Annotated in this window: 25 protein-coding genes; 10 read left to right on the top strand and 15 right to left on the bottom strand. The window is 68.6% G+C overall.

Annotation, left to right across the window (positions count from 1 at the left end; all coding sequences use genetic code 11):
* Positions 1 to 10: 10 nt before the first annotated feature.
* Entirely contained in the window at positions 11 to 1,225 is a 1,215-nt protein-coding gene (locus tag OU415_RS13920) for an acetyl-CoA C-acetyltransferase (RefSeq protein WP_270949141.1), read from the bottom strand.
* 223 nt (positions 1,226 to 1,448) lie between these two features.
* On the opposite strand from OU415_RS13920, the gene OU415_RS13915 reads away from it, so the two are divergent.
* Together OU415_RS13915 and OU415_RS13910 are read left to right on the top strand one after the other, a co-directional pair.
* A complete protein-coding gene (locus OU415_RS13915; protein ID WP_270949140.1) occupies positions 1,449 to 2,006 on the top strand; it encodes a type IV toxin-antitoxin system AbiEi family antitoxin domain-containing protein in 558 nt (185 codons plus the stop codon).
* 241 nt (positions 2,007 to 2,247) lie between these two features.
* Complete coding sequence (locus OU415_RS13910; RefSeq protein WP_270949139.1) at positions 2,248 to 2,736, top strand: hypothetical protein; 489 nt, start codon at positions 2,248 to 2,250, stop codon at positions 2,734 to 2,736.
* 94 nt (positions 2,737 to 2,830) lie between these two features.
* Here the strand turns inward: OU415_RS13910 and OU415_RS13905 are convergent, their stop codons facing one another.
* From OU415_RS13905 to OU415_RS13880, 6 genes are all read right to left on the bottom strand, one after another.
* Positions 2,831 to 3,220 carry an HIT family protein gene (locus tag OU415_RS13905; protein ID WP_270949138.1) on the bottom strand — a complete coding sequence of 130 codons (390 nt, stop codon included), beginning with the start codon at positions 3,218 to 3,220 and terminating at the stop codon, positions 2,831 to 2,833.
* Positions 3,221 to 3,425: 205 nt separating this feature from the next.
* Positions 3,426 to 4,028, bottom strand: a complete 603-nt coding sequence (locus tag OU415_RS13900; RefSeq protein ID WP_270949137.1) for an HAD family hydrolase — start codon at positions 4,026 to 4,028, stop codon at positions 3,426 to 3,428.
* 81 nt (positions 4,029 to 4,109) lie between these two features.
* The gene (locus OU415_RS13895; protein ID WP_270949136.1) at positions 4,110 to 4,304 is read right to left on the bottom strand and encodes a DUF397 domain-containing protein; all 195 of its coding nucleotides are present in this window, start codon (positions 4,302 to 4,304) and stop codon (positions 4,110 to 4,112) included.
* Entirely contained in the window at positions 4,301 to 5,149 is an 849-nt protein-coding gene (locus OU415_RS13890; RefSeq protein WP_270949135.1) for a helix-turn-helix domain-containing protein, read from the bottom strand. The genes OU415_RS13895 and OU415_RS13890 overlap by 4 nt, the downstream gene beginning before the upstream one ends.
* A gap of 12 nt (positions 5,150 to 5,161) precedes the next feature.
* A complete protein-coding gene (locus tag OU415_RS13885) occupies positions 5,162 to 5,692 on the bottom strand; it encodes a DUF6879 family protein (protein ID WP_270949134.1) in 531 nt (176 codons plus the stop codon).
* Between the two features lie 2 nt (positions 5,693 to 5,694).
* Positions 5,695 to 5,895: a hypothetical protein gene (locus tag OU415_RS13880; protein ID WP_270949133.1), complete on the bottom strand. Its 201-nt coding sequence runs from the start codon at positions 5,893 to 5,895 to the stop codon at positions 5,695 to 5,697.
* 153 nt (positions 5,896 to 6,048) lie between these two features.
* Here OU415_RS13880 and OU415_RS13875 point away from each other — a divergent pair, with 153 nt between their 5' ends.
* The 5 genes from OU415_RS13875 (at position 6,049) to OU415_RS13855 (ending at position 8,449) form a co-directional block, all read left to right on the top strand.
* On the top strand, positions 6,049 to 6,327 hold the full coding sequence (locus OU415_RS13875) for a zinc finger protein (protein WP_333777767.1): 279 nt from the start codon (positions 6,049 to 6,051) through the stop codon (positions 6,325 to 6,327).
* Entirely contained in the window at positions 6,324 to 6,548 is a 225-nt protein-coding gene (locus OU415_RS13870; protein ID WP_270949131.1) for a hypothetical protein, read from the top strand. Before OU415_RS13875 ends, OU415_RS13870 begins: the two co-directional genes overlap by 4 nt.
* Positions 6,545 to 6,880, top strand: a complete 336-nt coding sequence (locus tag OU415_RS13865; RefSeq protein ID WP_270949130.1) for a hypothetical protein — start codon at positions 6,545 to 6,547, stop codon at positions 6,878 to 6,880. The genes OU415_RS13870 and OU415_RS13865 overlap by 4 nt, the downstream gene beginning before the upstream one ends.
* Before the next feature lie 53 nt (positions 6,881 to 6,933).
* A complete protein-coding gene (locus OU415_RS13860) occupies positions 6,934 to 7,983 on the top strand; it encodes a phosphotransferase family protein (RefSeq protein WP_270949129.1) in 1,050 nt (349 codons plus the stop codon).
* A 184-nt stretch (positions 7,984 to 8,167) separates the two neighbouring features.
* Positions 8,168 to 8,449 (top strand): HU family DNA-binding protein, encoded by a 282-nt coding sequence (locus tag OU415_RS13855; protein WP_270949128.1) that lies wholly within the window; start codon positions 8,168 to 8,170, stop codon positions 8,447 to 8,449.
* Between the two features lie 69 nt (positions 8,450 to 8,518).
* Here OU415_RS13855 and glcF read toward each other — a convergent pair whose 3' ends face one another.
* From glcF to OU415_RS13815, 8 genes are all read right to left on the bottom strand, one after another.
* Positions 8,519 to 9,835, bottom strand: coding sequence for a glycolate oxidase subunit GlcF (gene glcF / locus OU415_RS13850; protein WP_270949127.1), 1,317 nt, complete (start codon positions 9,833 to 9,835; stop codon positions 8,519 to 8,521).
* On the bottom strand, positions 9,835 to 11,067 hold the full coding sequence (locus tag OU415_RS13845) for an FAD-binding oxidoreductase (RefSeq protein WP_270949126.1): 1,233 nt from the start codon (positions 11,065 to 11,067) through the stop codon (positions 9,835 to 9,837). Before OU415_RS13845 ends, glcF begins: the two co-directional genes overlap by 1 nt.
* On the bottom strand, positions 11,067 to 12,539 hold the full coding sequence (locus tag OU415_RS13840) for an FAD-linked oxidase C-terminal domain-containing protein (protein WP_270949124.1): 1,473 nt from the start codon (positions 12,537 to 12,539) through the stop codon (positions 11,067 to 11,069). Before OU415_RS13840 ends, OU415_RS13845 begins: the two co-directional genes overlap by 1 nt.
* A 229-nt stretch (positions 12,540 to 12,768) precedes the next feature.
* Positions 12,769 to 13,611, bottom strand: coding sequence for an oxygenase MpaB family protein (locus OU415_RS13835; RefSeq protein ID WP_270949122.1), 843 nt, complete (start codon positions 13,609 to 13,611; stop codon positions 12,769 to 12,771).
* A 1-nt stretch (position 13,612) separates the two neighbouring features.
* On the bottom strand, positions 13,613 to 14,761 hold the full coding sequence (locus OU415_RS13830; RefSeq protein ID WP_270949121.1) for an alkaline phosphatase family protein: 1,149 nt from the start codon (positions 14,759 to 14,761) through the stop codon (positions 13,613 to 13,615).
* Positions 14,762 to 15,049: 288 nt separating this feature from the next.
* Complete coding sequence (locus OU415_RS13825) at positions 15,050 to 16,192, bottom strand: acyl-CoA dehydrogenase family protein (RefSeq protein ID WP_270949120.1); 1,143 nt, start codon at positions 16,190 to 16,192, stop codon at positions 15,050 to 15,052.
* A gap of 31 nt (positions 16,193 to 16,223) precedes the next feature.
* Entirely contained in the window at positions 16,224 to 17,354 is a 1,131-nt protein-coding gene (locus OU415_RS13820; protein WP_270949119.1) for a CaiB/BaiF CoA transferase family protein, read from the bottom strand.
* A 372-nt stretch (positions 17,355 to 17,726) separates the two neighbouring features.
* Positions 17,727 to 18,902, bottom strand: a complete 1,176-nt coding sequence (locus tag OU415_RS13815) for an MFS transporter (protein WP_270949118.1) — start codon at positions 18,900 to 18,902, stop codon at positions 17,727 to 17,729.
* Between the two features lie 345 nt (positions 18,903 to 19,247).
* On the opposite strand from OU415_RS13815, the gene OU415_RS13810 reads away from it, so the two are divergent.
* From OU415_RS13810 to OU415_RS13800, 3 genes are all read left to right on the top strand, one after another.
* On the top strand, positions 19,248 to 19,949 hold the full coding sequence (locus OU415_RS13810) for a flavin reductase family protein (protein WP_270949117.1): 702 nt from the start codon (positions 19,248 to 19,250) through the stop codon (positions 19,947 to 19,949).
* A 108-nt stretch (positions 19,950 to 20,057) separates the two neighbouring features.
* On the top strand, positions 20,058 to 20,837 hold the full coding sequence (locus OU415_RS13805) for a hypothetical protein (protein ID WP_270949152.1): 780 nt from the start codon (positions 20,058 to 20,060) through the stop codon (positions 20,835 to 20,837).
* Positions 20,838 to 20,935: 98 nt separating this feature from the next.
* Positions 20,936 to 21,652, top strand: coding sequence for a MerR family transcriptional regulator (locus tag OU415_RS13800; RefSeq protein WP_270949116.1), 717 nt, complete (start codon positions 20,936 to 20,938; stop codon positions 21,650 to 21,652).
* Positions 21,653 to 21,690 lie beyond the last annotated feature (38 nt).

Genomic DNA, 21,690 nt, shown 5'->3' with positions numbered 1-21,690 from the left:
CGTACGTCCTTCAGCCGATGCGTTCCACGATGGTCGCGATCCCCATGCCGCCGCCGATGCACAGCGTGGCCAGGCCGTAGCGCTGGTTGCGGCGTTCCAGCTCGTCGATCAGGGTGCCCAGGATCATCGCCCCGGTGGCGCCCAGCGGGTGGCCCATGGCGATGGCGCCGCCGTTGACGTTGACCTTGTCGTGGCTGACGCCGAACTCCTTCATGAACTTCAGCGGGACGGCGGCGAACGCCTCGTTGATCTCCACCAGGTCGATCTGGTCGATGCTCATCTCGGCCTTGGCCAGCGCCTTGCGCACGGCCGGGCCGGGACCGGTCAGCATGATCGTCGGGTCCGCACCGCTGAGCGCAGCGGAGACGATGCGGGCGCGCGGGCGCAGACCGGTGCGCTCGCCGAGCGATTCGCTGCCGATGAGGGCGAGCGCGGCGCCGTCGACGATGCCGGAGGAGTTGCCGGGCGTGTGCACGTGGTCGATGCGCTCGACCCAGTGGTACTTCTGCAGCGCGACGGCGTCGAACCCGCCGAGCTCACCGATGTCGGCGAAGGACGGCTTCAGGCCGCTGAGGCTGTCCACCGTGCTGCCGGCGCGGATGTGCTCGTCGCGGTCCAGGACGACCTGGCCGTTGCGGTCGTTGACCGGCACCACGGAGCGCGCGAAGCGGCCGTCGGCCCAGGCCTTCGCGGCGCGGGTCTGCGACTCCGCGGCGTAGGCGTCCACAGTGGTCCGGTCGAAGCCCTCGAGGGTGGCGATGAGGTCGGCACCGATGCCCTGCGGCACGAAGGCGGTGTCGAAGTTGGTCTCGGGGTCCATCGCCCAAGCGCCGCCGTCGGAACCCATCGGCACCCGCGACATGGACTCGACGCCGCCGGCCAGCACGGCGTCCTCCCAGCCGGAGCGCACCTTCTGCGCGGCGATGTTGACGGCTTCGAGGCCCGAGGCGCAGAAGCGGTTGAGCTGCACGCCGCTGACCGTCTCCGGCAGCCCGGCGGCCAGCGCGGACGTCTTGGCGATGTCACCGCCCTGGTCGGACACCGGCGAGACGACGCCGAGCACGACGTCGTCGATCAGCGCGGGATCCAGCTCGGGATGGCGGCGCTGCAGCTCCTGGATGAGCCCCACGACCAGGCTGATCGGTTTGACCCCGTGCAGCGATCCGGTTTTCTTGCCACGACCCCGCGGTGTGCGGATCGCGTCGTAGACGAACGCCTCGGACATGTGCGGCGTGCCTCCTCGTTGCGGCAGGTACTCCACCCAGAGTGTGACACCAAAGCTGTCACAGTCAATGGCCGAACCGCAGGCATCACGATCAGTTCCAGCCGACCGTGGCACGCCACCCCCGAGCCCAACCGCACAGAGTTGGCAGCGAGGACGTGGTGATACGAACCGTACACAGATATGATTAGCTGTACACATTTTGCCCCAGAGGGAGGTGGCGAAGGTGGAGACGCTGCGCCCGAAGGACGCGCAGGACCTGGGCATGTCCAAGAGCAGCCTCTACCGAGCGACCCAGTCAGGGCAGTACGAGCGCATCGCGCGCGGCATCTACCGACCGGCCGATGCTCCCGCCGCGGACTGGGACTGGATCGAGGCCGCGACCCGCCGCCCTGACGCGACGATCTGCCTGACCTCCGCACTGGCCTTCCACGATCTCACCGACGCCATCCCGGACGCCCTCGACGTCGCCATCCCGCGCGGCGCCCGCATCCCCGCCACCGAGGCCGCAATCAACTGGCACCTGTTCGCCAAGACGACGTTCGACCTCGGTCGCACCGAGATCCCGATCCCCGGATCCGACCTCCACATCGGCCTCTACTCACCCGAGCGATGCATCGCGGATGCGTTCCGCCTCCGAGGGGACCTCGGATACGAACTCGGCAGGGACGCACTGCGCGAGTGGATCCGCCGAGGGGGCAAGCCCGCCGAACTCATGGCGACCGCCGCCCGGCTCCCGCGAGCCAAGGGCCCGATCCTTCAAGCACTGGAGATGCTCACGTGACCGATCGCGATGCCCAGATCGACTGAGGCGCAGCAGTGCTCACGCCAGTGTTCAAGCGCAACTGAAGGCCGTCTCTCCACTGTGCACCTTTGACGCCTGGACAACTTCAACCACCCGCCGCAGGAGCGGTGGTCTTTGATGTCCGCCGCCATGCCGAAGCGGTACCGGAGGCAACCAGTGCGGTCCCCGGACGTCTTTCCGTTTGAGGAGTCGGAAAACTTCCCGATCGCAGGAGAAACGAATGCGCAAGATCAATCGCATGGCCGTTCTGATCCCTGGTGGGCTGCTGGCCGCAGCTGTGTTCGTGGGCGGGTGCACGTCCATGGCCGAGCAGCCGCCGCCCGCACCTGGATCGGCGGTGGGCGCCGCGAACGTCATGGACTCGAACGTCCACGCCGTCGACATCGCCGTCGATCTCGAGTTCGCCAGGAACGGCAGCAGTTGGATGGTCTCCTACGTCGAAGGCAAGTGGGACGACTCCACCAACGGGGCACCCCACACGGTTCCCGGGGGCGGGCCCACCCAAGTCGCCGCACTCGCTCCGGACGTCCAGTTCCTCAGCCCGTTCGCAGGTGGCACGCCGACCGCCGAGCCCCAGCTCGACTCGGAGGGACTGGGAGTAGTTCCGATCAGCAGGGACGACTTCATCCAGCAGCACAACCAGTCGGCCAAGATCTGGCTCGACGACAACGGCCAGGTCACCAAGATCGCCGCCCGCTACCAGCCCTGATCCGGACCTCACTCGGAGTCGACCACCAACCTGCACGACCGCCACTGCCGATCCGGGTCACCGCAGTCCTGCACTGAAACCGGCGGTGGCGGCGTCAGGAACCGAGAACCGCGCGGTACCGGTCGCAGATCGCCGCCACCGCAATTTCGTCCGGCACTTCGCCTGCGCCGAACATCGCCACCTGCAGCGCAGGCCCGTACGCGCCGAACCGAGCCATCAGATCACGGGTGGCGGGCTGCACCACGAAGTGGACGTGCCCCGGAACACCGCCCGAATGCGACCACAAGCACGTGTACACCTGCTCCGGGCGCACGACCTCCTCGACCGCCGCAGCCACGCGTTGCAACAGCGGCCCGAGCTCAGCGCTTTCCCCCGCGCTCACCTCCGCGAGGTGCAGAACATGCCGAAATGGCTTGACCAGCAACGTGCCCACCCCTAGCGGCCCGACGCAGTGCTCGACCACCCAATGCCGGGTCTCGTGCACCCGCCCGCCAGGAACCCGAACCGCCCCGGATGTCAGATCGCAGGCCAAACAACCGGATTCCCCTGCCCCACCGGCCAAAACCATCCTCCTCGCAACCTTTTCCTCACCGGGCTCGACGTGGACGCTACAAGTGCTGCTCGGTACTCATTCTCGGCTCGCGATGTCCAGGTGCCTCCGCAGCCACCCGACGGCTGACCGCGCGGTATCAGCCCGGCTGTACGAATTCCTGGATCCGGGCGAGGGTGTCGCTAGTGCTTGTGTGCACGTGTCCGGCCATGCCGAGCGACCTCGCGGTCGCGACGTGTCCTGGAGTGTCGTCGATGAAGAGGGTCTCCGAGGGACGGGCATCCAGGCGTTGGAGGGCAGCGAGGTAGCTACGCGGATCGGGCTTGGCGTACCCGATCTCACAGGACAGGACGATGGCGTCGACCACGTCGAGGAGGCCGGCGTTCGACATTCGGGTGCGCATCTGGGGCCAGGTGTTGCTGAGGATGGCAGTCTTCGCCGAACCGCGAAGGCTGCGCAGGCACTCCACGAGGGTGCCGTCCCACACCTCCCTGGACGCCAGGTCGCAACGGATCGCCTCGATCAGGTCAGGACCGATGCCGAGCCGGTCCCGGACGATGTCCCACCAAGCTTCCTCGCTGGTGCGGCCGATGAGCACCTGATCGTCGTTTCCACCGAAGAGCGCGGAGCGGAAGGCGGGTTGGGACACCCCGAGCCGGGTGCTCCACTCCGCAGCGGCTGCGGTCAGGTGGTCGGGGACGAGGACACCGCCGATGTCGATCAGGATCGCGGGCCGGTTCACCCGACCACCACCTCGGAACAGGCTTCGCGAGCATTACCGAAGCTGATCCCCATCACCGCCAGCTCTTCGCCAAACGCGCGTTCAGTAGCCGAACTTGTCCGTCTTTACCGCGGCGAGGAAATCCGACCACCGCTCGCGGTCAACGGTCAAGTGTCCCGCAGAGCGATCCTTGGTGTCCCGAACTGCAGCACCGTCGCCACACCGCCCGACTTCGACGCAGTTGTGAGTCCCGCTACGACTGGACTTCCGCCAGTTCGTGATCGTCACGCCGATCATTCCTCGATCTGGCGCCGGTACTCTGCGGCAAGCCCCTGCAGGATGGCGCGGGCGTCCTCGCCCTCGCAGGCCACCTGCCACAGTCGGTCCATGAGCCTGTTGTAGATGGCGACCTGTTCAGGGTCGTCGATGGTGAGTTCAGCGGAGACGTGCTCAACCTGAACCAGGTCGTCGAGCACGACGAATCCGTTCATCGTGATATTGGGCAGTCGTCGAAACTCGGGCAGCACTCCGAACCGCAGACCTGGAATGTCAGCGGCGGACCCAAGCCTGTCAAGCTGGCCGAGCATGGCATCCGGCGGCGCTACCGGGTGCCGCAGCGCGTGCGCGGACACGATAATTTCGATGTCTTTGCCCTGGTAGAGCACTTGCTGCCGTTGCAGACGAACCCGCACTGACGCCTCGACGTCTGAATCGGGTACCTGGAGGAGTTCCGCTTGAGTTCGGAACACCGCACGGGCGTAGTCGGCTGTCTGAAGCAGCCCAGGCACGACCCCGAATTCAACGTTGCGAATGCGAGTCGCGGCGTGCTCATTGTCGAAGCTTTGCTGCTGCCGTGCACGGTGACCGGCGCGCAGCTGCGCTCTCCACGCGGCTTTGCTGATCCGCAGTTCGGAGAGCGCTTCGAGCATCTGCTCAACCGAGGACTCGGACGCCCCAAGGGCATCGAGCCACTGGCGAACGTCCGAATCCTCAGCTGTCTGCTTACCGTTCTCCAGCTTGGAGATCTTCGAGTGTGGCCAGCCCAACGCCGACGCCAGTTCGCGGCCGGTCATGCCCGCTTCATCTCGGAAGCGGCGCAAGCGCTCGCCGAATTCCTGCCGTCGCTGCTCGAAACTGGTCACGTCTCCTCTTCCTCACTGCACCAGCACTGCCCATTCCTCAGCTGGCGCCGCAGCACTCCAAGCCCGGTCCCGCCACCGCTGATACTGCTCGATCCTGGCGGCATCAGTGATCATCTCAAGTCCGAGCATGCCCCGGTCCCCGAAATGCATCACGCCGACCTGCTCCTCATCGAACATCCAGAAGTCGGTTCCCAGGGGCAACCCGAGAGACTCGGCTTCTGACATCGACAAGCTTCGGATCTCCTCACCTGCCGGTAGGTTCGCGCGCAGCGCCAGATCCATCTCGAACCGCAGGTAGTCCGTCAACGGCTCGGTGAGAACCCGCACCCGTTGAAACCTGCGCCCTTCACTCGTCGCGGCACGGACGTTGTCGATCCACGGGGTCAACCACGCATCGTCCGGGGGTTCGCCGTTCAGAAAGCGCCGCAGCGGCTCGTCCTCGACCGGTTCCCGGTAGACGCCTTGGGTCTCCAAGCGGAATGCCGTGGCACGGAACGACTGGAACAGTCTGTCGAACTCCGAACCTGAAACAAGTTCCACCATGATCAGTCCCTCGCGAAACGCAGCAGGGCCTTGGGAATCTCGACTGCGGTTTCGTGGTCCGGCAGCCCGCGCTCGCGCAGCGCCGCCAACGCATCCGCGTCGGTGATCCGGGTTCCCTGCACGACGTAAGTGCCCCGGTCGGTTTCGTACAGCTCCGGGCAGCCTCCGCCGCCGCTCGTGGTGCCGAGGTGGGTCAGTCGCATTTCGGTCTCCTTGCCAGTGAGCAGTGAACCAAGTGCGCACCGTTCGCGCAAGCACTAGCTAACGACACGAACCATAGTCCTTGCTTGCCTCGCAAGGGTGGTCTTTTCGAGAAATCTTGCTTTTGTTTCTTGTTTGGTTCTCGAAACCTCGACATGCTCGCCGTGGCCAGATCACCGCAGGAGGTCACCATGAGCAACTACCAGCCTCACCCGTTCCACTGGGTTCCAGCTGAGGGGCAGCGGCACGCAAGCACTGACGAGCGTCCATCTGGCTCGTCGATCTATCCGGACGGCATCGAGGTCACGACCCTGTGCGAGCAGACCGTGATGGCATCTACCGGTGAGATGGCGTGGTTGTGGCCAACCTGTCCCGGCTGCAACGCGGCGGCTCGAGCGCGCGCAGGACTTCCGCCGATGGCAGGTGCGCGGTGACTCCACAAGATCGGCAGAAGTTCGCGACGCTCGCGACCATGATTCGGGGCGCGATCCTGGCTCTCGGGTACGCCGTCGACGACATCGAGCAAGGCCGTTGGAGCCCTGCTGAGCTGCGGAACTTGGCCGCTTCCGTCGACAAGCTCGGCGAGCAGCTGCGCGGCAGCACTGCCAGCGGGAACAACCGCGTTGTCGTCGACTCGGTGAGGGCTGACCGGTGATCGCCGCGTTGATCGCTACGGCCGTGCTCGGCGTTGGCGGAGTCGCGCTGTGGGCCACGTTCTACTTCGCACCGGCTCGCCACGCTGGCGGCGAGGGCGCGTTGACGGTCGCTTACCTGGTGGCACGGGTGGAAGCCGAGACACGCGGCCAAGGTCGGCACCGGTTGCGCGATCCCGTCGTGCTGCACGACAACTTGGCCGACGAAGCAACCCAACGCATACCCGTGGTCGAGCCCGAATCACCGGAAGACGACCGGGAACTCGAGTCGATGCAGCGACATCCGGTGATGCTGCGTCGACTTCTGGACGCGCTTCGCGACCTACCCGTCTGAACTCGGTGGGGACGCTGCTGCTTCCCCCCGACCAACGTCCCCACCGTCTCCACGTGCCTGAGCGCCATCGCCCCCAACGGCAGCCGGGCACGCAGGCGGGGCTGGGCTGCGTAACCCCTCCCGACACAGCCCAGCCCCGCCTCCTCAACCCGCGGATCAGCACGACCACTGGCGGAACAACCAACGGAGGTACGGCACATGACCGAAGTCGTTTCCGACTGCGTGCAGGCGCGGCCGTCGTGACCACCTTGATCGAGCTGCCGTCCGGGGTGCGGGAGGCGGTCGAGAGGCACGTCGGGCCCGTCTCAACCGCCACCGAGGTCACAACGGGTTGCAACAGCGATCTCGCCGCAGTGTTGAGCACCAGGGCTGGACAGGTTTTCGTCAAGGGAGTCGAGGGCGTTTCCCGGCGAATGCGGTTCCTGCGCAACGAAATCACCGCCGGTGAACTGGCCACCGGGCTAGCCCCCGAAGTGATGTTCTCCGAGGATGTCGACGAATGGCTGGTCGTCGGGTTCGAGTACCTGCCCGGTCGATCTGCCGACCTCTCCCCCGGTTCGCCCGACCTGTCGCGCGTTGCCGACGTCGTCCGCCGCATCGGCGAACTGCCGGCACCTGGACTGCGGCCGATCCGGGCGAGGTGGGGCGGCGTCGACTGGTGGGCCGAACTCGCCGCCGACGCACCCCAGCTCGCCGCCGGCTGGGACGTCGACGCGATGTCGGCACTTGCGTTGGCGGCGCCCGAACTCGCGGATGGCGACCGCCTGGTGCACAGCGATCTGCACGGCGAGCAATTCCTGCTCGGATCCGACGGGGATGCACACGTCATCGACTGGGGCTTTCCCGGCGCAGGCGCACCTTGGGTGGACCCCGCCTACCTGGTGTTGCGGCTGGTCGAAGCGGGACACGAGCCGAGCGGCGCCGAAACCTGGGCGCGCCGCGAGCTACCTGCATTCGCCGCGGTCGACGACCAGACCGTGACGGCTTTCGCCGCATACATCGCAGGCATGTGGACCCATTGGGCCGTCACCGACGACGAACCGGGCAAGCAGCACCGAGCTCGACTCGCACGCAACTACGCGACATGGCGTCTGCACCGCTGAAGCTGGTTGATCGAGCCTGGCCCGCGGCCGGGATGTGTCGGATTTGTGCGGTGGTTGATCGCTCGTTCGAATGAATCTGGGTGGTGTGGGCGCGGTTCGGGTTTGTTGGTGTTGGTCGGGGGCGGTAGGGATGTTGCGCGATCGGTGATCACCGGTCTGCGCAGAGCACGGAGGGGAAGAGGACATGGCCCTGACCAAGGACCAACTGGTCACTGACATCGCCGAGAACGTGGACGTCCCCAAGGCGACGGCCCAGCGCGTTCTCGAAGCCGTTGGTCTCATCGTCGGCGAGCAGTTGGAGAACGGTGACGAGATCGCGCTGCCCGGCATCGGGAAGTTCAAGGTCGCGGAGCGTCCTGCGCGGACCGGCCGCAATCCCTCCACCGGCGAGTCGATCGAGATCGCGGCGAAGAAGGTCGTCAAGTTCGCCCCCGCCAAGGCCCTCGGCGAAGCCGTGAACAAGTAAGCGGCACACCGCACGAACGCCCCGCACCCCACCGGGATCCGGAAGGGTGCGGGGCGTTTCGCTTGCAGGTCAGTCCAGCAGGGAATCCACGGGGAGGCCTCGGATCGAGGCGTCCAGGACCTGGACCGTGTGGGCCATCGACATGCGTTCACCCTGGCGTTCCAGGGCCGTGCGGATCTGCATCGAGCAGCCCGGGTTGGCCGTGACCAGCAGGCGCGCGCCGGTGGCCAGGACGTTCTCCGCCTTGCGGTCGCCCAGCTCGCGGGCCGGTTCCGGCTGGAGGAGGTTGTAGACGCCCGCCGAGCCGCAGCACAGCTCACCGCGGTTGATCTCGCGGAGCTCCAGGCCCGGGATCGCGCGCAGCAGTTCTCGCGGTTGGGAGCGGATGCCCTGGCCGTGCGCGAGGTGGCAGGCGTCGTGGTAGGCGATCTCCACCGGGAGCGGGTGGCGTTCGGCGACCGGCCCCAGCTCGACCAGCAGCTCGGCGATGTCGCGCACCCGGGACGAGAACTTCTCCGCCTTCGCCGCGTATTCCGGGTCGTCCTGCAGCAGCCGCGGATACTCCTTCAGCGTCGAGCCGCAGCCTGCGGAGTTGATGACCACGTAGTCCACGCTGGACCGTTCGAAAACGTCGAGCAGGTCGCGGGCGAACTTCACCGCTTCCTCCTCGCGGCCGGAGTGCTCGCTGAGCGCGCCGCAGCAGCCCTGCGACTGCGGGATCACGACGTCGCAGCCCTCGGCGGAGAGGATGCGGGCCGTGGCGGCGTTGACGTCGGGGAAGAACGCGCTCTGCACGCACCCCGTGATCATGCCGACGGTCGCGCGCCGCTTGCCCCGGGCCGGGACGCGGTGCCCGAGCTTCGGGGCGCGCTTGATCGGCGGCGCGAGGGATTCCATCGTCTGCAGACCCTCGGGCAGCTTCGCCATCAGACCGGACTTCTTGACCAGCTTGCCCAGGCCGAGGCGCTGGTAGAGGGCCAGCGGTCCGCGCAGGGCGTTGAGGCGCTTCGGGTACGGGAAGATCGTGAAGATCGCCGCGCGCATCAAGCGGTCCCAGCGGCTGCGCTCGTGGTGCCGCTCCACCTGCGCGCGGGTTTCAGTGATCAGGGTGCCGTACTGGACACCGGACGGGCAGGCCGTCACGCACGCCATGCAGCCCAGGCAGGCGTCGAAGTGCCCGACCATGGTGTCGGTCATGGGCTCGCCCTCGAGGCCTTCCTTCATCAGGTAGATGCGGCCGCGCGGCGAGTCCATCTCCTCGCCCCACAGGTCGTAGGTGGGGCAGGTCGGCAGGCAGAAGCCGCAGTGCACGCAGTCGTCGATGAGTTCGCGCTGCGGCGGGTGGTGGGCGTCGAAAGCACCTGGGCGGGCCGGGGTGTCGGTCATCAGATTCCTCCCACGTACCGGCCCGGGGCGAGCCGGTGCTCCGGGTCGAACTGGTCCTTGGTGCGGCGCATCAGGGTCAGCAGTCCCGGCGCGATCGGACCCCACGGGTCGATCTCGTCCAGGACGGGTCGCGGCGCGCGCTCCAGCACCGCGTACTCGCTACGGCTCCGCAGCGCGGTGACGAACTCCGCGGCGGCGGCCGGGTCGGTGTCGCCGGGGAGACCGACGTGCAGCACGCCCAGCCCGGCCGCGCCTCGGGTCGTCACCGGGAGGCCGTTGGCGGATTCTCGGATCGCGGCCAGCAGCTTCGGCAGGTCAGCGGGTTTGGCTGCCACGCGCAGGCCGATCCCGTCGGGGTCGAACGGGTGGCTCCCCCACCACGTCGGGGCCTGGTCCAGGACCTCGGCGCCGAGCACGGCCGCCAGTTCGGCGGCGCGGGCGTGGGTGGCTTCGGGGCGGCCTTCCAGCTGCCCGCACACCGTGATCGGGCCGTCCCCGACGCGGTTCAGCTCGATCGCGGTGGGCATCGCCTGGGAGTGCCGGATCGCATCGGCCACCGCGGCGGCGCTCGACGGATCTGTTGCGGTGGCCGAGATCCAGCGGTGCTCGGCCGAGACCGGGTGCAGGCGGAACACCGCCTCGGTGATCACCCCGAGCGTGCCGAAGGAACCCGTGTAGAGCTTGCCGATGTCGTAGCCCGCGACGTTCTTGACGACCTTGCCGCCGGCGATGGTGATCGTGCCGTCGGCGCGCACTACCGTGATGCCGATGAGCAGGTCGCGGACCCCGCCGAACAGGTGCCGGCACGGACCGGAGGTGGCCGTGGCGACCACCCCGCCCACGGTCGCGGTCGGCAGCGGCTGGTCGATCGCGAGCTGCTGGCCCGCCGCCCGCACGACCTCGTTGACCTGCGAGATCGGTGTTCCGGCCAAGGCGTGCACGACCAGGTCGCCCGCCGCGTGCTCGACGATCCCGGTGGCCGGCGACATGTCGAGCACCAGGTCCACCGCGGTCGGCGCGGCACCCCAGTCGAGCTTGCTGCCGGAGCCCTTCGGCACCACCTTCAGCCCGTGCTCGGCAGCGACCTCCATCGCCGCCGACGCGCTCTCCGTACCGTCCACAGTGGCCACCCACTGTGGACGGACGCCGCAGATCGCGTCGGATTCGTCGGCGTCGCGCACGTGTTGCTCGCCCAGTGCTGCGATCAGGGCGTCCTTGCTCGTGGTGGGCATCAGAACTGGTCCGCCAATCCCGCTTCGGTCAATGGGTGCACACCGCGCCGCGGCCCCGGGACCTCGCCGCAGAGCCTCGGCGTCGGGAAGACCTTGCCCGGGTTGCAGATCCCCACCGGGTCGAAGGCGCAGCGCAGGCGCTGCATGGTGTCCAGGTCGTCGGCGGTGAACATGCGGCCCATGTACTTGACCTTGTCCGCGCCGACGCCGTGCTCCCCGGTGATCGAACCACCGTGCTCGATGCACAGGTCGAGGATCGCGCCGGAGACCTGCTCGGCGCGCTCGTTGGCGCCGGGCTCAGAGTCGTCGAAGAGCACCAGCGGGTGCAGGTTGCCGTCACCGGCGTGGAAGACGTTGGCGACCCGCACCCCGGATTCGGCGGACAGCCGGGAGATGCGGCCGAGCACCTCGGGCAGCGCCGTCCGCGGGATCACCCCGTCCTGCACGATGTAGTCGGGGCTGATCCGGCCGACCGCGGCGAACGCGGATTTGCGGCCCTTCCAGATCATCGCGCGCTCGTGGTCGTCGGCGGCGACGCGGATCTCGAACGCGCCGTGCGCTTCGCAGTGCCGCTCGACCTCGGAGAACGTGTGCTCGACCTCGGACGCCGGGCCGTCCAGCTCGACGACCAGCACCGCGCCCGCGCCTTCCGGGTAGCCGCAGTGCACGGCCTGCTCGGCGGCTTCGATGGCCAGCGCGTCCATCATCTCGATCGCCGCCGGGGTGACGCCGTCAGCGATGATCGCCGACACGGCCGCGCCTGCCTCGTCGGTCGACGGGAACCCGGCGAGCAGGGTCTGCACGGACTCCGGTTTGCGCAGCAGCCGCACGGTGATCTTGGTGACCACGCCGAGCGTTCCTTCGCTGCCGATGAACGCGCCGAGCAGGTCGTAACCGGCGGATTCCCGCGCCGCACCGCCGAGTTCGACGACGTCGCCGTCGGGGGTGACGACTTCGAGGCCGAGGATGTGGTTGGTGGTGAACCCGTACTTCAGGCAGTGCGCGCCGCCGGAGTTCTCCGCGACGTTGCCGCCGACCGAGCAGACCTGCTGGCTGGAGGGGTCCGGGGCGAAGTAGTAGCCCTGGCCGGACACCGCCCGCGTGACGTCGAGGTTGATCACGCCCGGTTCCACCACGGCGCGCTCGTTAGCCAGGTCGATCTCCAGGATCCGCCGCATCTTCGCGGTCACGATCAGCACGCCGGACGCGTGCGGCAGCGCCCCGCCGGACAGGCCGGTGCCGGAACCGCGCGCCACGAAGGGAACTCCGTGCTCGGCGCAGATCCGGACGACGTCCCGGACCTGCTCGGCGGTCTCGGGCAGCACCACGACGGCTGGTACGACCCGGTGGCTGGCCAGACCGTCGCACTCGTAGGTGCGCAGCTGCTGCGGATCGGTGATCACCAGATCCGGCGGCAGCGCCGTGCGGAACCGCTGCGCGACTTCGTCGAGCGCGGTGCTGGTCGACTGCATTGCTCAGCCTCCCGAGATATTCCGTCGTGCGGAAAACCCGTTCCGTTCCAGCCGGAACGATATGTTGTTCACAACATAGATACAAGAGGTGGACAAGATGCCACCTCGTCGCACACGACCAGCATCGTCCGCCGCGCCTGCCGTGACCAGAGCAGGGAACCTCCTCGCCGGCCCGCCCGCAAGATGGCGGCCGCGAACGTTCCGTCGTTGATCAAGTGGTGACCGGGCGTCACCGGCCGGTGAGGGCCGCGGGGTTCGGCAGGGCTTCCCGGCCGAGGCGGTCGACAGCGCGTTGCACGTGGCCACCGGGGTAGCGGAAGCGCAGTTCGTCCGGGACCGCCAGCATCGCCGCGCGGAAGCTGCGCAGGCCCAAAGCGATCGCCGGCGGCGAGTACGCCGGGCGGCCGTGGATCCGGCGGGCCCAGTCCGGCAGCACCGAGTACGCCAGGTGCCCGAGCGGCAGGTAGCCGAGGTTCACCGGCAGCAGCCACCAGGGCGCGAACGGGCGGTGCAGGAAGCGGTAGATCAGGTCGGAGTCCTCGGTGCGGCGCAGCTGCGGGCGCATCCGGGCGAAGTAGGCCGCCATCTCCCGGCTCGATCCGGGAACCGCCGCGGGGTCCAGGCCGACGAGCGCGGCTGAACGGCGCTGCTCGTCGAAGTAGCGGTCCAATTGTGCTGCGGTCAGCGGGAATCCGGCGCGGCGGACGACACCGGCGAACGACGAGACCTCCGCGCAGTGCACCCACAGCAGCAGCTCCGGCTCGTCGAGCCTGATCTCCGCACCGGTCTGCCGGTCGGTCCCCCGCAGCTTGCGGTGCACGGCGCGGACCCGCTCCGCCGCCTTCTCGGCTTCGGCGGTGGTGCCGTAAACCGTTGTCCCGACGAAGTTCCCGGTGCGCATCAGGCGGCCCAGCGGATCGTCCTGGAACCGCGAGTTCTGCACCACCGCGGCAACGGCCCGCGGGTGCAGGGCTTGCAGGTAGAGGCTGCACACGCCGGCGATCCACATCGCCGGGTCGGCGTGCAGGTGCCAGGTGACGGTCCGCGGCCCGAACAACCCCTCGTCGCCCATCTCAGCCGCCCAGCACCAGCAACGGGATCAGCTGCTCGGCCGCGGTCAGGGAACCGTGCTGACCGCGCAGCGCGGCCTCCCCCGGCTCGGCCGCCGACCGGACCACCCCGGACACGCGCATGATCGCCAGCACGTCGCCGATGCGCGGGCGCACCGCGTCGGACACCACCGGGCCGAACCAGCCGTCGTCGATCGCCTGCTCACCGGTCAGCACCAGGCCGTGCTCGCCGATCCGCTCGCGCCACGCGGCGAGCACGTCCTCGCGCGCACCGGGTTCGACGTAGACGTGCCGGGCGCGGACTTCCCCGCCGAGGAGCCGGACCCCGCCGCTCAGCGCGGGATCGGTGTCGGCGTCGAACGCGGTGTCCGGATCGACTTCGACCATGCCGTGATCGGCGATCACCGCGAGCACGGCGCCGGACGGCAGTCGTTCGGCGAGCGTCGCCACGAGCCGGTCGAGCTGGGTGAGCTGCAGCCGCCACGGCAGCGAACCCGGGCCGTGCACGTGGCCCAGGAAGTCGAGGTGGCCGTGGTAGCCGTAGCAGAGGCCGGGCCCGTCGGCGTCGAGCGAATCCAGGATCTCGGCGGCCAGATCGCCCAGCGCGCGTTGCCCGCGGAACTCCCCGCCCCGCAGCGCGGCGCGGGTCAGGCCGCTGCCGGCGAACTCGGCCGGCACCGCGGTCCGGACGTCGACCCCGGCCGCCGCGGCCCGCTCCAGCACCGTCTCCGTCGGCTGCACCAGCTCCGGCGGCCAGCTCTCCAGCATGCTCGGGCGGTCCGGCAGATCGCGGGACGCCCAGGTCAGCGGGTGCAGCAGACCGCCGGACGGTTCGGCGAAGGTGTAGCCGACGATCCCGTGCTCACCGGCGCAGCGGCCGGTGCCGAGCGAGGTGATGCTGGTGACCGTGGTGGTGGGGAACCCGGCTGTCAGCGGCGGCCTGGTCAGCAGGCTCGCCAGGAACGGCGCGTCCGCGGCGTGCTCGCGCAGCAGGTCGCTGCCGAGCCCGTCGACGAGCAGCGCCGCCGCGCGCCGGGACTCCGGGAGCCCGAGCGTGTCGGTGAACCCGGCCACCCCCATCGAGCCCAGCAAGGACGGCAGGACGTCGGGCAGCGCCCGCCCGTTCCCGTCCGGAGCGACGATCCAGTCCATGCCACCGAACCTGCCACGCAAGTGCGCCGACGGCTAGAGCCCGACGGCGCACTCGCGGTCATTCAGCGCCGGTTCTTGTTCCTCGTTTTTGATCTTTTGTCTTGATGCGCCGCAGGCGCATAGCCCACCCTCGGCGCTGGCACCGCCGCGGGTTCTCAGACGTCGTCTGGCGAGGACAGCCCTTTTGCCGTGTATTGGCATACATAAAAAAGGGATCCCGCAGCCAGGCGGCGTCTGAGGTTCTGCCACCCGCACCGCCACGCAAAACGAGTTCTTCAGACAATTCTTTCAGAAGCCCATGGAGCGGCCGATGATCTCCTTCATGATCTCGGTCGTTCCGCCGTAGATCGTTTGAATTCGGGAGTCCAGGAACGCCTTGGCGATCGGGTACTCCGTCATGTAGCCGTAGCCGCCGTGCAGCTGGAGGCAGCGGTCCACCACTCGCTTGTTCAGCTCGCTGAGCCACCACTTGGCCATCGCCGCGTGCTCGATGTCGAGTTCGCCGCGCACGTGGTCCTGCACGCAGCGGTCGGTGAACACCCGGCCCACCTCGACCTCGGTGGCCATCTCCGCCAGCTCGAAGCGGACGTGCTGGAACTTGCCGATCGGGCGGCCGAACGCGGTGCGGTCCTTGCAGTACTCCTTGGTGATGCCCAGGACCTTCTCGGCGATGGCCGCCGAGCTGACCGCGATCGACAGGCGCTCCTGCGGCAGGTTCTCCATCAGGTAGATGAAGCCCTGGCCCTCCTCGCCGAGCAGGTTGGCGGCGGGCACCCGCACGTCGTTGAAGAACAGCTCCGCGGTGTCCTGCGACTTCAGGCCGATCTTGTCCAGGTTGCGGCCGCGCTCGAAGCCCTCCATGCCGCGCTCGACCACCAGCAGGCTGATGCCCTCGTGCCCGGCGTCGGGGTTGGTCCGGGCGACGACGATCACCAGGTCGGCGAGGATGCCGTTGGTGATGAACGTCTTCTGCCCGTTGAGGATGAAGTCGTCGCCGTCGCGCACCGCGGTCGTCCGGATGCCCTGCAGGTCGCTGCCCGCGCCCGGCTCGGTCATGGCGATCGCGCTGATGGTCTCGCCGGAGCAGAAGCCCGGCAGCCAGCGCTGCTTCTGCTCCTCGGTGGCGAGCTTGGTCAGGTAGGGCACGACGATGTCGTTGTGCAGCGGGGATCCGAAACCGGAGATGCCCGCGCCGACCAGCTCCTCGTCGAAGACGACGTTGAACCGGAAGTCGTCGACCCCGCCACCGCCGTAGCGCTCGTCGACGGCGAAGCCGAGCAGCCCCTGCGACCCGGCCGCCAGCCAGGCCTCCCGGCTGACCATCCCGGCCGCTTCCCACTCCTCGGTGTGCGGCACGAGTTCCTTGTTCACGAACGTGCGCACCGTTTCGCGGAACGCCTCGTGCTCGGGCTCGAACAACTCCCTGCGCATCCGGTTCACGCCTCCATTCGATCCGTGCTGGTCAGTGCTTCGCGCCGAAGGCGCCCGAGTCGAGCAGTTCGCGCGAGATCTTCCAGTCCCGCACCACGACTTCGGTGTCCGAACCCGGCGTGGCCACCGGCCCCGGCTCGGGGTTGGGGGTGCGGCTGAACCGCGGCGCCGGGGCGGGCTGCAGCACGCCGTCGCGGCGCACCAGTGTTTCGCGGGCGGCGACGTGCGGGTGCTCCTCGGCTTCGGTCATGGACAGCACCGGGGCCACGCACGCATCGGATCCGTCGAACACCTCGGTCCACTCCTGGCGGGTGCGCTGCCGGAACGTCTCGGCGAAGATCTCGCGCAGCCGCGGCCAGTTCGCCGGGTCGTCGCGGTCGGGCACCTCGTCGGCCAGGCCCAGCTTCTGCACCAGTTCGGCGTAGAACTGCGGTTCCAGCGCGCCGACGGAGACGTACTCGCCGTCGGAGGTTTCGTAGACGTCGTAGTAGGGGGCGCCGGTGTCCAGCAGGTTCGTGCCGCGCTCGGTCTTCCACCCGCCGCTGCCCAGGAACCCGAACAGCATCGCGCCGAGGTGCGCGGCACCGTCCACGATGGCCGCGTCGACGACCTGCCCGCGACCGCTGGTGCGCGCTTCCAGCAGCGCCGCCAGCACCCCGACGGCCAGGTACATCGCGCCGCCGCCGAAGTCGCCGAGCAGGTTGGCCGGCACCTGCGGCGGACCGCCTTCTCGACCGATGACGTGCAGCATGCCGCTGAGCGAGATGTAGTCGATGTCGTGGCCCGCGGTCGGCGCCAGCGGACCTTCCTGGCCCCAGCCGGTCATCCGCCCGTAGACGAGCTTCGGGTTGACCGCCCAGCAGTCCTCCGGGCCGACGCCCAGCCGCTCGGTGACGCCGGGGCGGAGTCCTTCCAGCAGCACGTCGGCCCGTTCAGCGAGGGCGAGCACTGCTTCGGCACCGCGCTCGTGCTTGAGGTCCACCTGCACGGACCGCTTGCCGCGATTGAGCAGGTCCCCTCCCCCACCGGACGCCGTCGGCCGGTCCACCCGCACCACGTCGGCGCCCAGGTCGGCCAGCAGCATCGCGCAGAACGGCGCCGGACCGAGCCCGGCGAGTTCCACGACCTTGACCCCGGCAAGCGGTCCACCTGTACGCGTCACGCCACACCTCTCCACGGCCTGTGTCGCGCAACACACGAAGCACGACGCTCTTAGTGTTACATCGCTGGTGTAACGCAAGTCAAGGTCGCCGGGATACCGACCGGCACCACCGCACTGCTGTACGTCGCTGCCCGCCTGCTGCGCCGCGCCGACATGGGCGATCACCCCGAACTCGCCGACCCACTACGCCGCCTGGTCGACGAGCTCGCACACTAGCCGGAAGCGACGAACGCGCCCCGCGCCGAACCCGATCAGGGGTCCGACGTGGGGCGCTCATGTTGAGCTTTCCGGACTGGGGAGTCATAACGCGGCTGGACGACGTGCGCGGGAGTTCGGCACTCCCCCGGCTGCGCGTGACCGGCAGAACGTCCTCTATGCGCCCGTGCTGAGAGCGGAATGCGACGTCACCCGGTGCGCGATCTCGGAAAGCCCCAACGCTACGAGCGCCATCGTCGACGCGAGAGCCCCGAGCCAACCAGTCCCCCAGGCTGTGATCGCGATTCCACCGATTACACCGGACAGCGCGATCGCGAGGTACAGCGCTGCACCGTTGAGCGCCACTGCGAGCGATGCCTGACCACCCAAGCCGAGGAGCCGATAGGTCTGCGGCGCACTGACTCCGAACCCGATAAACCCGTACGCGGCCGCAGCCAGGAGCGCAGTCGGAAACGTCGTACTCCAGTACGGTGCCAGAACGAACACGATCGCCAAGCCGACAAGAGCACCAGCGACAACCGGTCGCCCCCCGAGCCGATCCGCGAGCCGGCCAGCCATCAGGTTGCCAGCTATCCCAGCGACGCCGAGAACGGACAAGACGCTGGCCAGCCGGAGGCCGTTCCCATCCGTTGCATTTACCGCAACGACCGAGATGTAGGTGTAGGGAACGTAGATCGCGGTGAACGCGACCAATGTCGTTGCCAACAACGCCAGCACTCGACGATCGACCAAGGGGGACAAACGGTGCCGCAGGCCGACCAGCTCGTCCGATGTTGCCTGCGCGGGGGCGATCCACACCAGGGCAGCCGCTGTGACAAGCAGTGCGAGCACCGCCAGCGCGACCATCGTTGCCCGCCACCCCACCAGCGCCGCAAGCGCCGTGCCGAGAGGGGCACCCGCCGCAATCGCGACCGTCATGCCCGTCGTGACGGTCGCGACTGCCCGCCCCCGGCGTTCCGGTCCGGCGAGACTCGCCGCTGTCACAGTCGCAGTCGGCAAGAACAGACCTGCTCCGCAGGCTGCCAGCACCTGTGCCGCCAACAGCAGGCCGAATGTTCCAGCCACCGCGCTGATAGCCGTCCCTGCCAGGTACGCGCCGAGCGCCAGCAGCAGAACCTGGCGACGAGCCCATCGGACGGTCGATGCTGCCAGGAGCGGACCTGAAATTGCGGCGGTTACCCCGAACACCGTCACGATTTGTCCGGCCGTCGCGACAGAGACCTCCAACGATCCACCAATTTCGGGCAGCAGCCCCGCCAGGACCAGCTCACATGTTCCGACGGTGAAAGCCCCTACCCCCAGCAGGATGGATGCGCCCGCTGAACGTTGCATACGTCTCCCAGGACCGCAGCGTGCAAAGGCCATCGCAGTCGAACATCGTGAGTCAAGCTTGTCCAACGAGTTTTTCGCGCGCTAACAGCGCGTCGTTGAACCTGCACCATTGCGATTGGTTGGTGCTGAGCGTGATTCGGGCGCTGGAAGAGATCGCGTCGGACACCGCGACGTGATCCGCCGATTGTCCGGTACTTTTCGCGCTGCCGGCCGGGTCACTCGCTTTTCCCCTGCACTGCACCGCCGAACACCGGTACCTGCAGCGGGAACTCCGGGCCGCCGTCCCGGGACGAGAGGTCTGATTGCCGCCAGCCCGGGGCAGCATCCGTCACGAGGATGGATCGCATGACGGCAACGACCTCGACGCACACCCGGATCGAACCCGGCATCCTCTACTTCGGAACGCCGGTGGTGCTCATCTCCACGATCAACGAAGACGGATCCACCAACCTCGCCCCGATGTCCTCGGCCTTCTGGCTCGGCTGGCGGGCAATGCTCGGGATGAGCGCCCGCTCGAAGACGATCCAGAACATCCGGCGCACCGGCGAATGCGTCCTGAACCTGCCGTCCGATTCGCTCGCGCACGTCGTCGACCGCCTGGCGCTGACCACGGGTTCGGATCCGGTTCCGCCCTACAAGCAGGAGCGCGGCTACCGGTTCGAGCCCGACAAGTTCGGCCGCGCCGGGCTCACGCCGGTCGCCTCCGAAACGGTGGCGCCGCCGCGAGCGGCCGAATGCCCGGTGGCGATGGAAGCGGTCGTCGAATCGGAGCACCGGGTGGCCGAGGACGACGAGGCGCAGCGCGGCGGGATCGTGGCCGTGGAGGCCCGCATCCAGCGCGTTCACGTGCACGAGGAGATCCGCATGGCGGGAACCGCCGACCGCATCGACCCGAACGCCTGGCGGCCGCTGATCATGAGCTTCCAGAAGTTCTACGGGCTCGGACCGCAGGTGCACCCGTCCAGGCTCGCGCAGATCCCGGAGGACTTCTACCGCGGCCCGGACATCGAACGCGGACGAGAAGCGCCCACCCGGCAAGCCGGCTAGGCCCGCGGATGCGGGTGGCCTGCCCCGAGAACAGGCCATCCGCGTCCAGTCGGCCGTTCGGCGGCTCCCAGGTGGCGGTCAGCCCTGGCAGACTGCTGGCAAGTGGGAATGCTGCTGCTGAAGTTGTTCCTCTCGCCCGCCCTGGTCGTCTCGTCGACGTTGGCAGGCCGCCGTTGGGGACCCGAGATCGCGGGAATCCTCGTCGGGCTTCCCGTCGTCGCCGGGCCGATCCTGTTCATCACCCACCTGCAGCACGGCGCGGACTTCACCAGCCGCGCAGCCGCTTCTTCGCTGCTCGGACTCGTGTCGATCGCCGTGTTCGCGGTCGTGTTCTCGCACGTCGCCGGCCACTTCGGATGGCTCGTCACGTTGATCGCGAGCTGGGCCGCCGTGCTGCTCTCGGACTTCGCGCTGTCGTTCGTCGACGTCACCGGGCCCGCCGCGCTCGCGTGCACGCTGGCGGCAGCCACGGTCGCGATCGTCCTCCTGCCGGAAGCCGAACCAGAACGCTTCGACGAACGGGTGCAGTCCTCGCCGTCGTGGGACCTGCCCGGCCGCGCGCTCGCTACCGGCACCTTGGTGATCACCGTGACGACGGTCTCCGGCGCGCTCGGTCCCAGCTGGACCGGGCTGCTGGCACCTTTCCCGATCGCGATCAGCGTGGTCGTGGCCTTCTCCCACGCGCAGAGCGGTCCTGCGGCGGCGATCCGAACGTTGACCGGAGCGCTCACGAGCCTTTTCAGCTTCGCGCCGTTCTGCCTCCTGCTCTCCGCGCTCGTGCGCCCGGTGGGCGGTGCCGCGTTCGTGCTGAGCGCCGCAGCGGCAGTCGCTGTTCAGCTCCTGGTCGTGCGCGTGCGACGGGCACTGCCCCTCCGCCGGACGACGTAGCAGCGCGCGAGCCCGGACCGCATTCGCGGAGGTCCTCAGCTCGCAGCGTTGATGCGACACCGTTGGTGTTACAGCGGTTGGGGGGTAACGTTGCCGGCATGCTCCGATCTGCGGACGAAGAGCTCACCATCGACGAACTGGCCGCCCGCGCCGGAGTCACCGTGCGCACCGTGCGGTTCTACTCTTCGCGCGGTCTGCTGCCGCCGCCCCGGCTGCGCGGTCGGCTCGGGCTCTACGGCGGGGACCACCTCGCCCGGCTCGACCTCATCCGGGAGCTGCAGACGCTCGGCTTCACGCTGTCGGCGATCGAGCGGCACCTGGCGCGACTGCCCGAGGACGCCTCGCCGGACGAGCTGGCCCTGCAGCGCGCGCTCATCGCCCCGTGGACCGACGAGCACGCCGAAGACCTCGACCGCCACGAGCTCGACCGCCGCACCGGGCGGCACCTGGACGACGAGCTGATCGACCTGCTCGTCGAGCTCGACATCCTGCAGCGGATCCCCGGATCCACTAAGCTGCGGGTGCCCAGCCCGGCGATGCTCGGCGTCGGGATGCAGATCCTCGAGCTGGACCTGCCGTCGGAGATGCTGATGCAGGCCAAGGCGATCGTCGAGCAGCACACCGCGCAGATCGCCGCCGACCTGCGCGAGCTGTTCGCCGCGAACGTCCTGCGCCCCTACGTCGAACGCGGCCGCCCGCAGGACGAGCGCGAACGCGTCCGCGCCGCCACCGACCAGCTGCGCCCGCTGACGATCCAGGTCCTGGTCAACGGCTTCCAACGCGCGGTCAACGACGTCATCCGCGACCACGTCTGAAATCTTGTCTGAAGCTCTCGTTTTGCGTGGCGGCGCAA

This window comes from Saccharopolyspora oryzae (assembly GCF_027853915.1).
Classification (GTDB): domain Bacteria; phylum Actinomycetota; class Actinomycetes; order Mycobacteriales; family Pseudonocardiaceae; genus Saccharopolyspora; species Saccharopolyspora oryzae.
The sequence above is the reverse complement of the archived record's forward strand: the minus strand, read 5'-3'. Positions and strand labels throughout refer to the sequence as shown.

Excerpts from the sequence above, each read along its gene's own strand:
- OU415_RS13840 (WP_270949124.1), bottom strand. The coding sequence starts at position 12,539 with ATGCAGTCGACCAGCACCGCGCTCGACGAAGTCGCGCAGCGGTTCCGC.
- OU415_RS13800 (WP_270949116.1), top strand. The coding sequence starts at position 20,936 with ATGCTCCGATCTGCGGACGAAGAGCTCACCATCGACGAACTGGCCGCC.
- OU415_RS13895 (WP_270949136.1), bottom strand. The coding sequence starts at position 4,304 with ATGATCGGCGTGACGATCACGAACTGGCGGAAGTCCAGTCGTAGCGGG.
- OU415_RS13920 (WP_270949141.1), bottom strand. The coding sequence starts at position 1,225 with ATGTCCGAGGCGTTCGTCTACGACGCGATCCGCACACCGCGGGGTCGT.
- OU415_RS13845 (WP_270949126.1), bottom strand. The coding sequence starts at position 11,067 with ATGCCCACCACGAGCAAGGACGCCCTGATCGCAGCACTGGGCGAGCAA.
- OU415_RS13835 (WP_270949122.1), bottom strand. The coding sequence starts at position 13,611 with ATGGGCGACGAGGGGTTGTTCGGGCCGCGGACCGTCACCTGGCACCTG.
- OU415_RS13830 (WP_270949121.1), bottom strand. The coding sequence starts at position 14,761 with ATGGACTGGATCGTCGCTCCGGACGGGAACGGGCGGGCGCTGCCCGAC.
- OU415_RS13880 (WP_270949133.1), bottom strand. The coding sequence starts at position 5,895 with ATGCGACTGACCCACCTCGGCACCACGAGCGGCGGCGGAGGCTGCCCG.
- glcF (WP_270949127.1), bottom strand. The coding sequence starts at position 9,835 with ATGACCGACACCCCGGCCCGCCCAGGTGCTTTCGACGCCCACCACCCG.
- OU415_RS13810 (WP_270949117.1), top strand. The coding sequence starts at position 19,248 with ATGACGGCAACGACCTCGACGCACACCCGGATCGAACCCGGCATCCTC.
- OU415_RS13805 (WP_270949152.1), top strand. The coding sequence starts at position 20,058 with ATGCTGCTGCTGAAGTTGTTCCTCTCGCCCGCCCTGGTCGTCTCGTCG.
- OU415_RS13825 (WP_270949120.1), bottom strand. The coding sequence starts at position 16,192 with ATGCGCAGGGAGTTGTTCGAGCCCGAGCACGAGGCGTTCCGCGAAACG.
- OU415_RS13815 (WP_270949118.1), bottom strand. The coding sequence starts at position 18,902 with ATGCAACGTTCAGCGGGCGCATCCATCCTGCTGGGGGTAGGGGCTTTC.
- OU415_RS13910 (WP_270949139.1), top strand. The coding sequence starts at position 2,248 with ATGCGCAAGATCAATCGCATGGCCGTTCTGATCCCTGGTGGGCTGCTG.
- OU415_RS13875 (WP_333777767.1), top strand. The coding sequence starts at position 6,049 with ATGCTCGCCGTGGCCAGATCACCGCAGGAGGTCACCATGAGCAACTAC.
- OU415_RS13855 (WP_270949128.1), top strand. The coding sequence starts at position 8,168 with ATGGCCCTGACCAAGGACCAACTGGTCACTGACATCGCCGAGAACGTG.
- OU415_RS13885 (WP_270949134.1), bottom strand. The coding sequence starts at position 5,692 with ATGGTGGAACTTGTTTCAGGTTCGGAGTTCGACAGACTGTTCCAGTCG.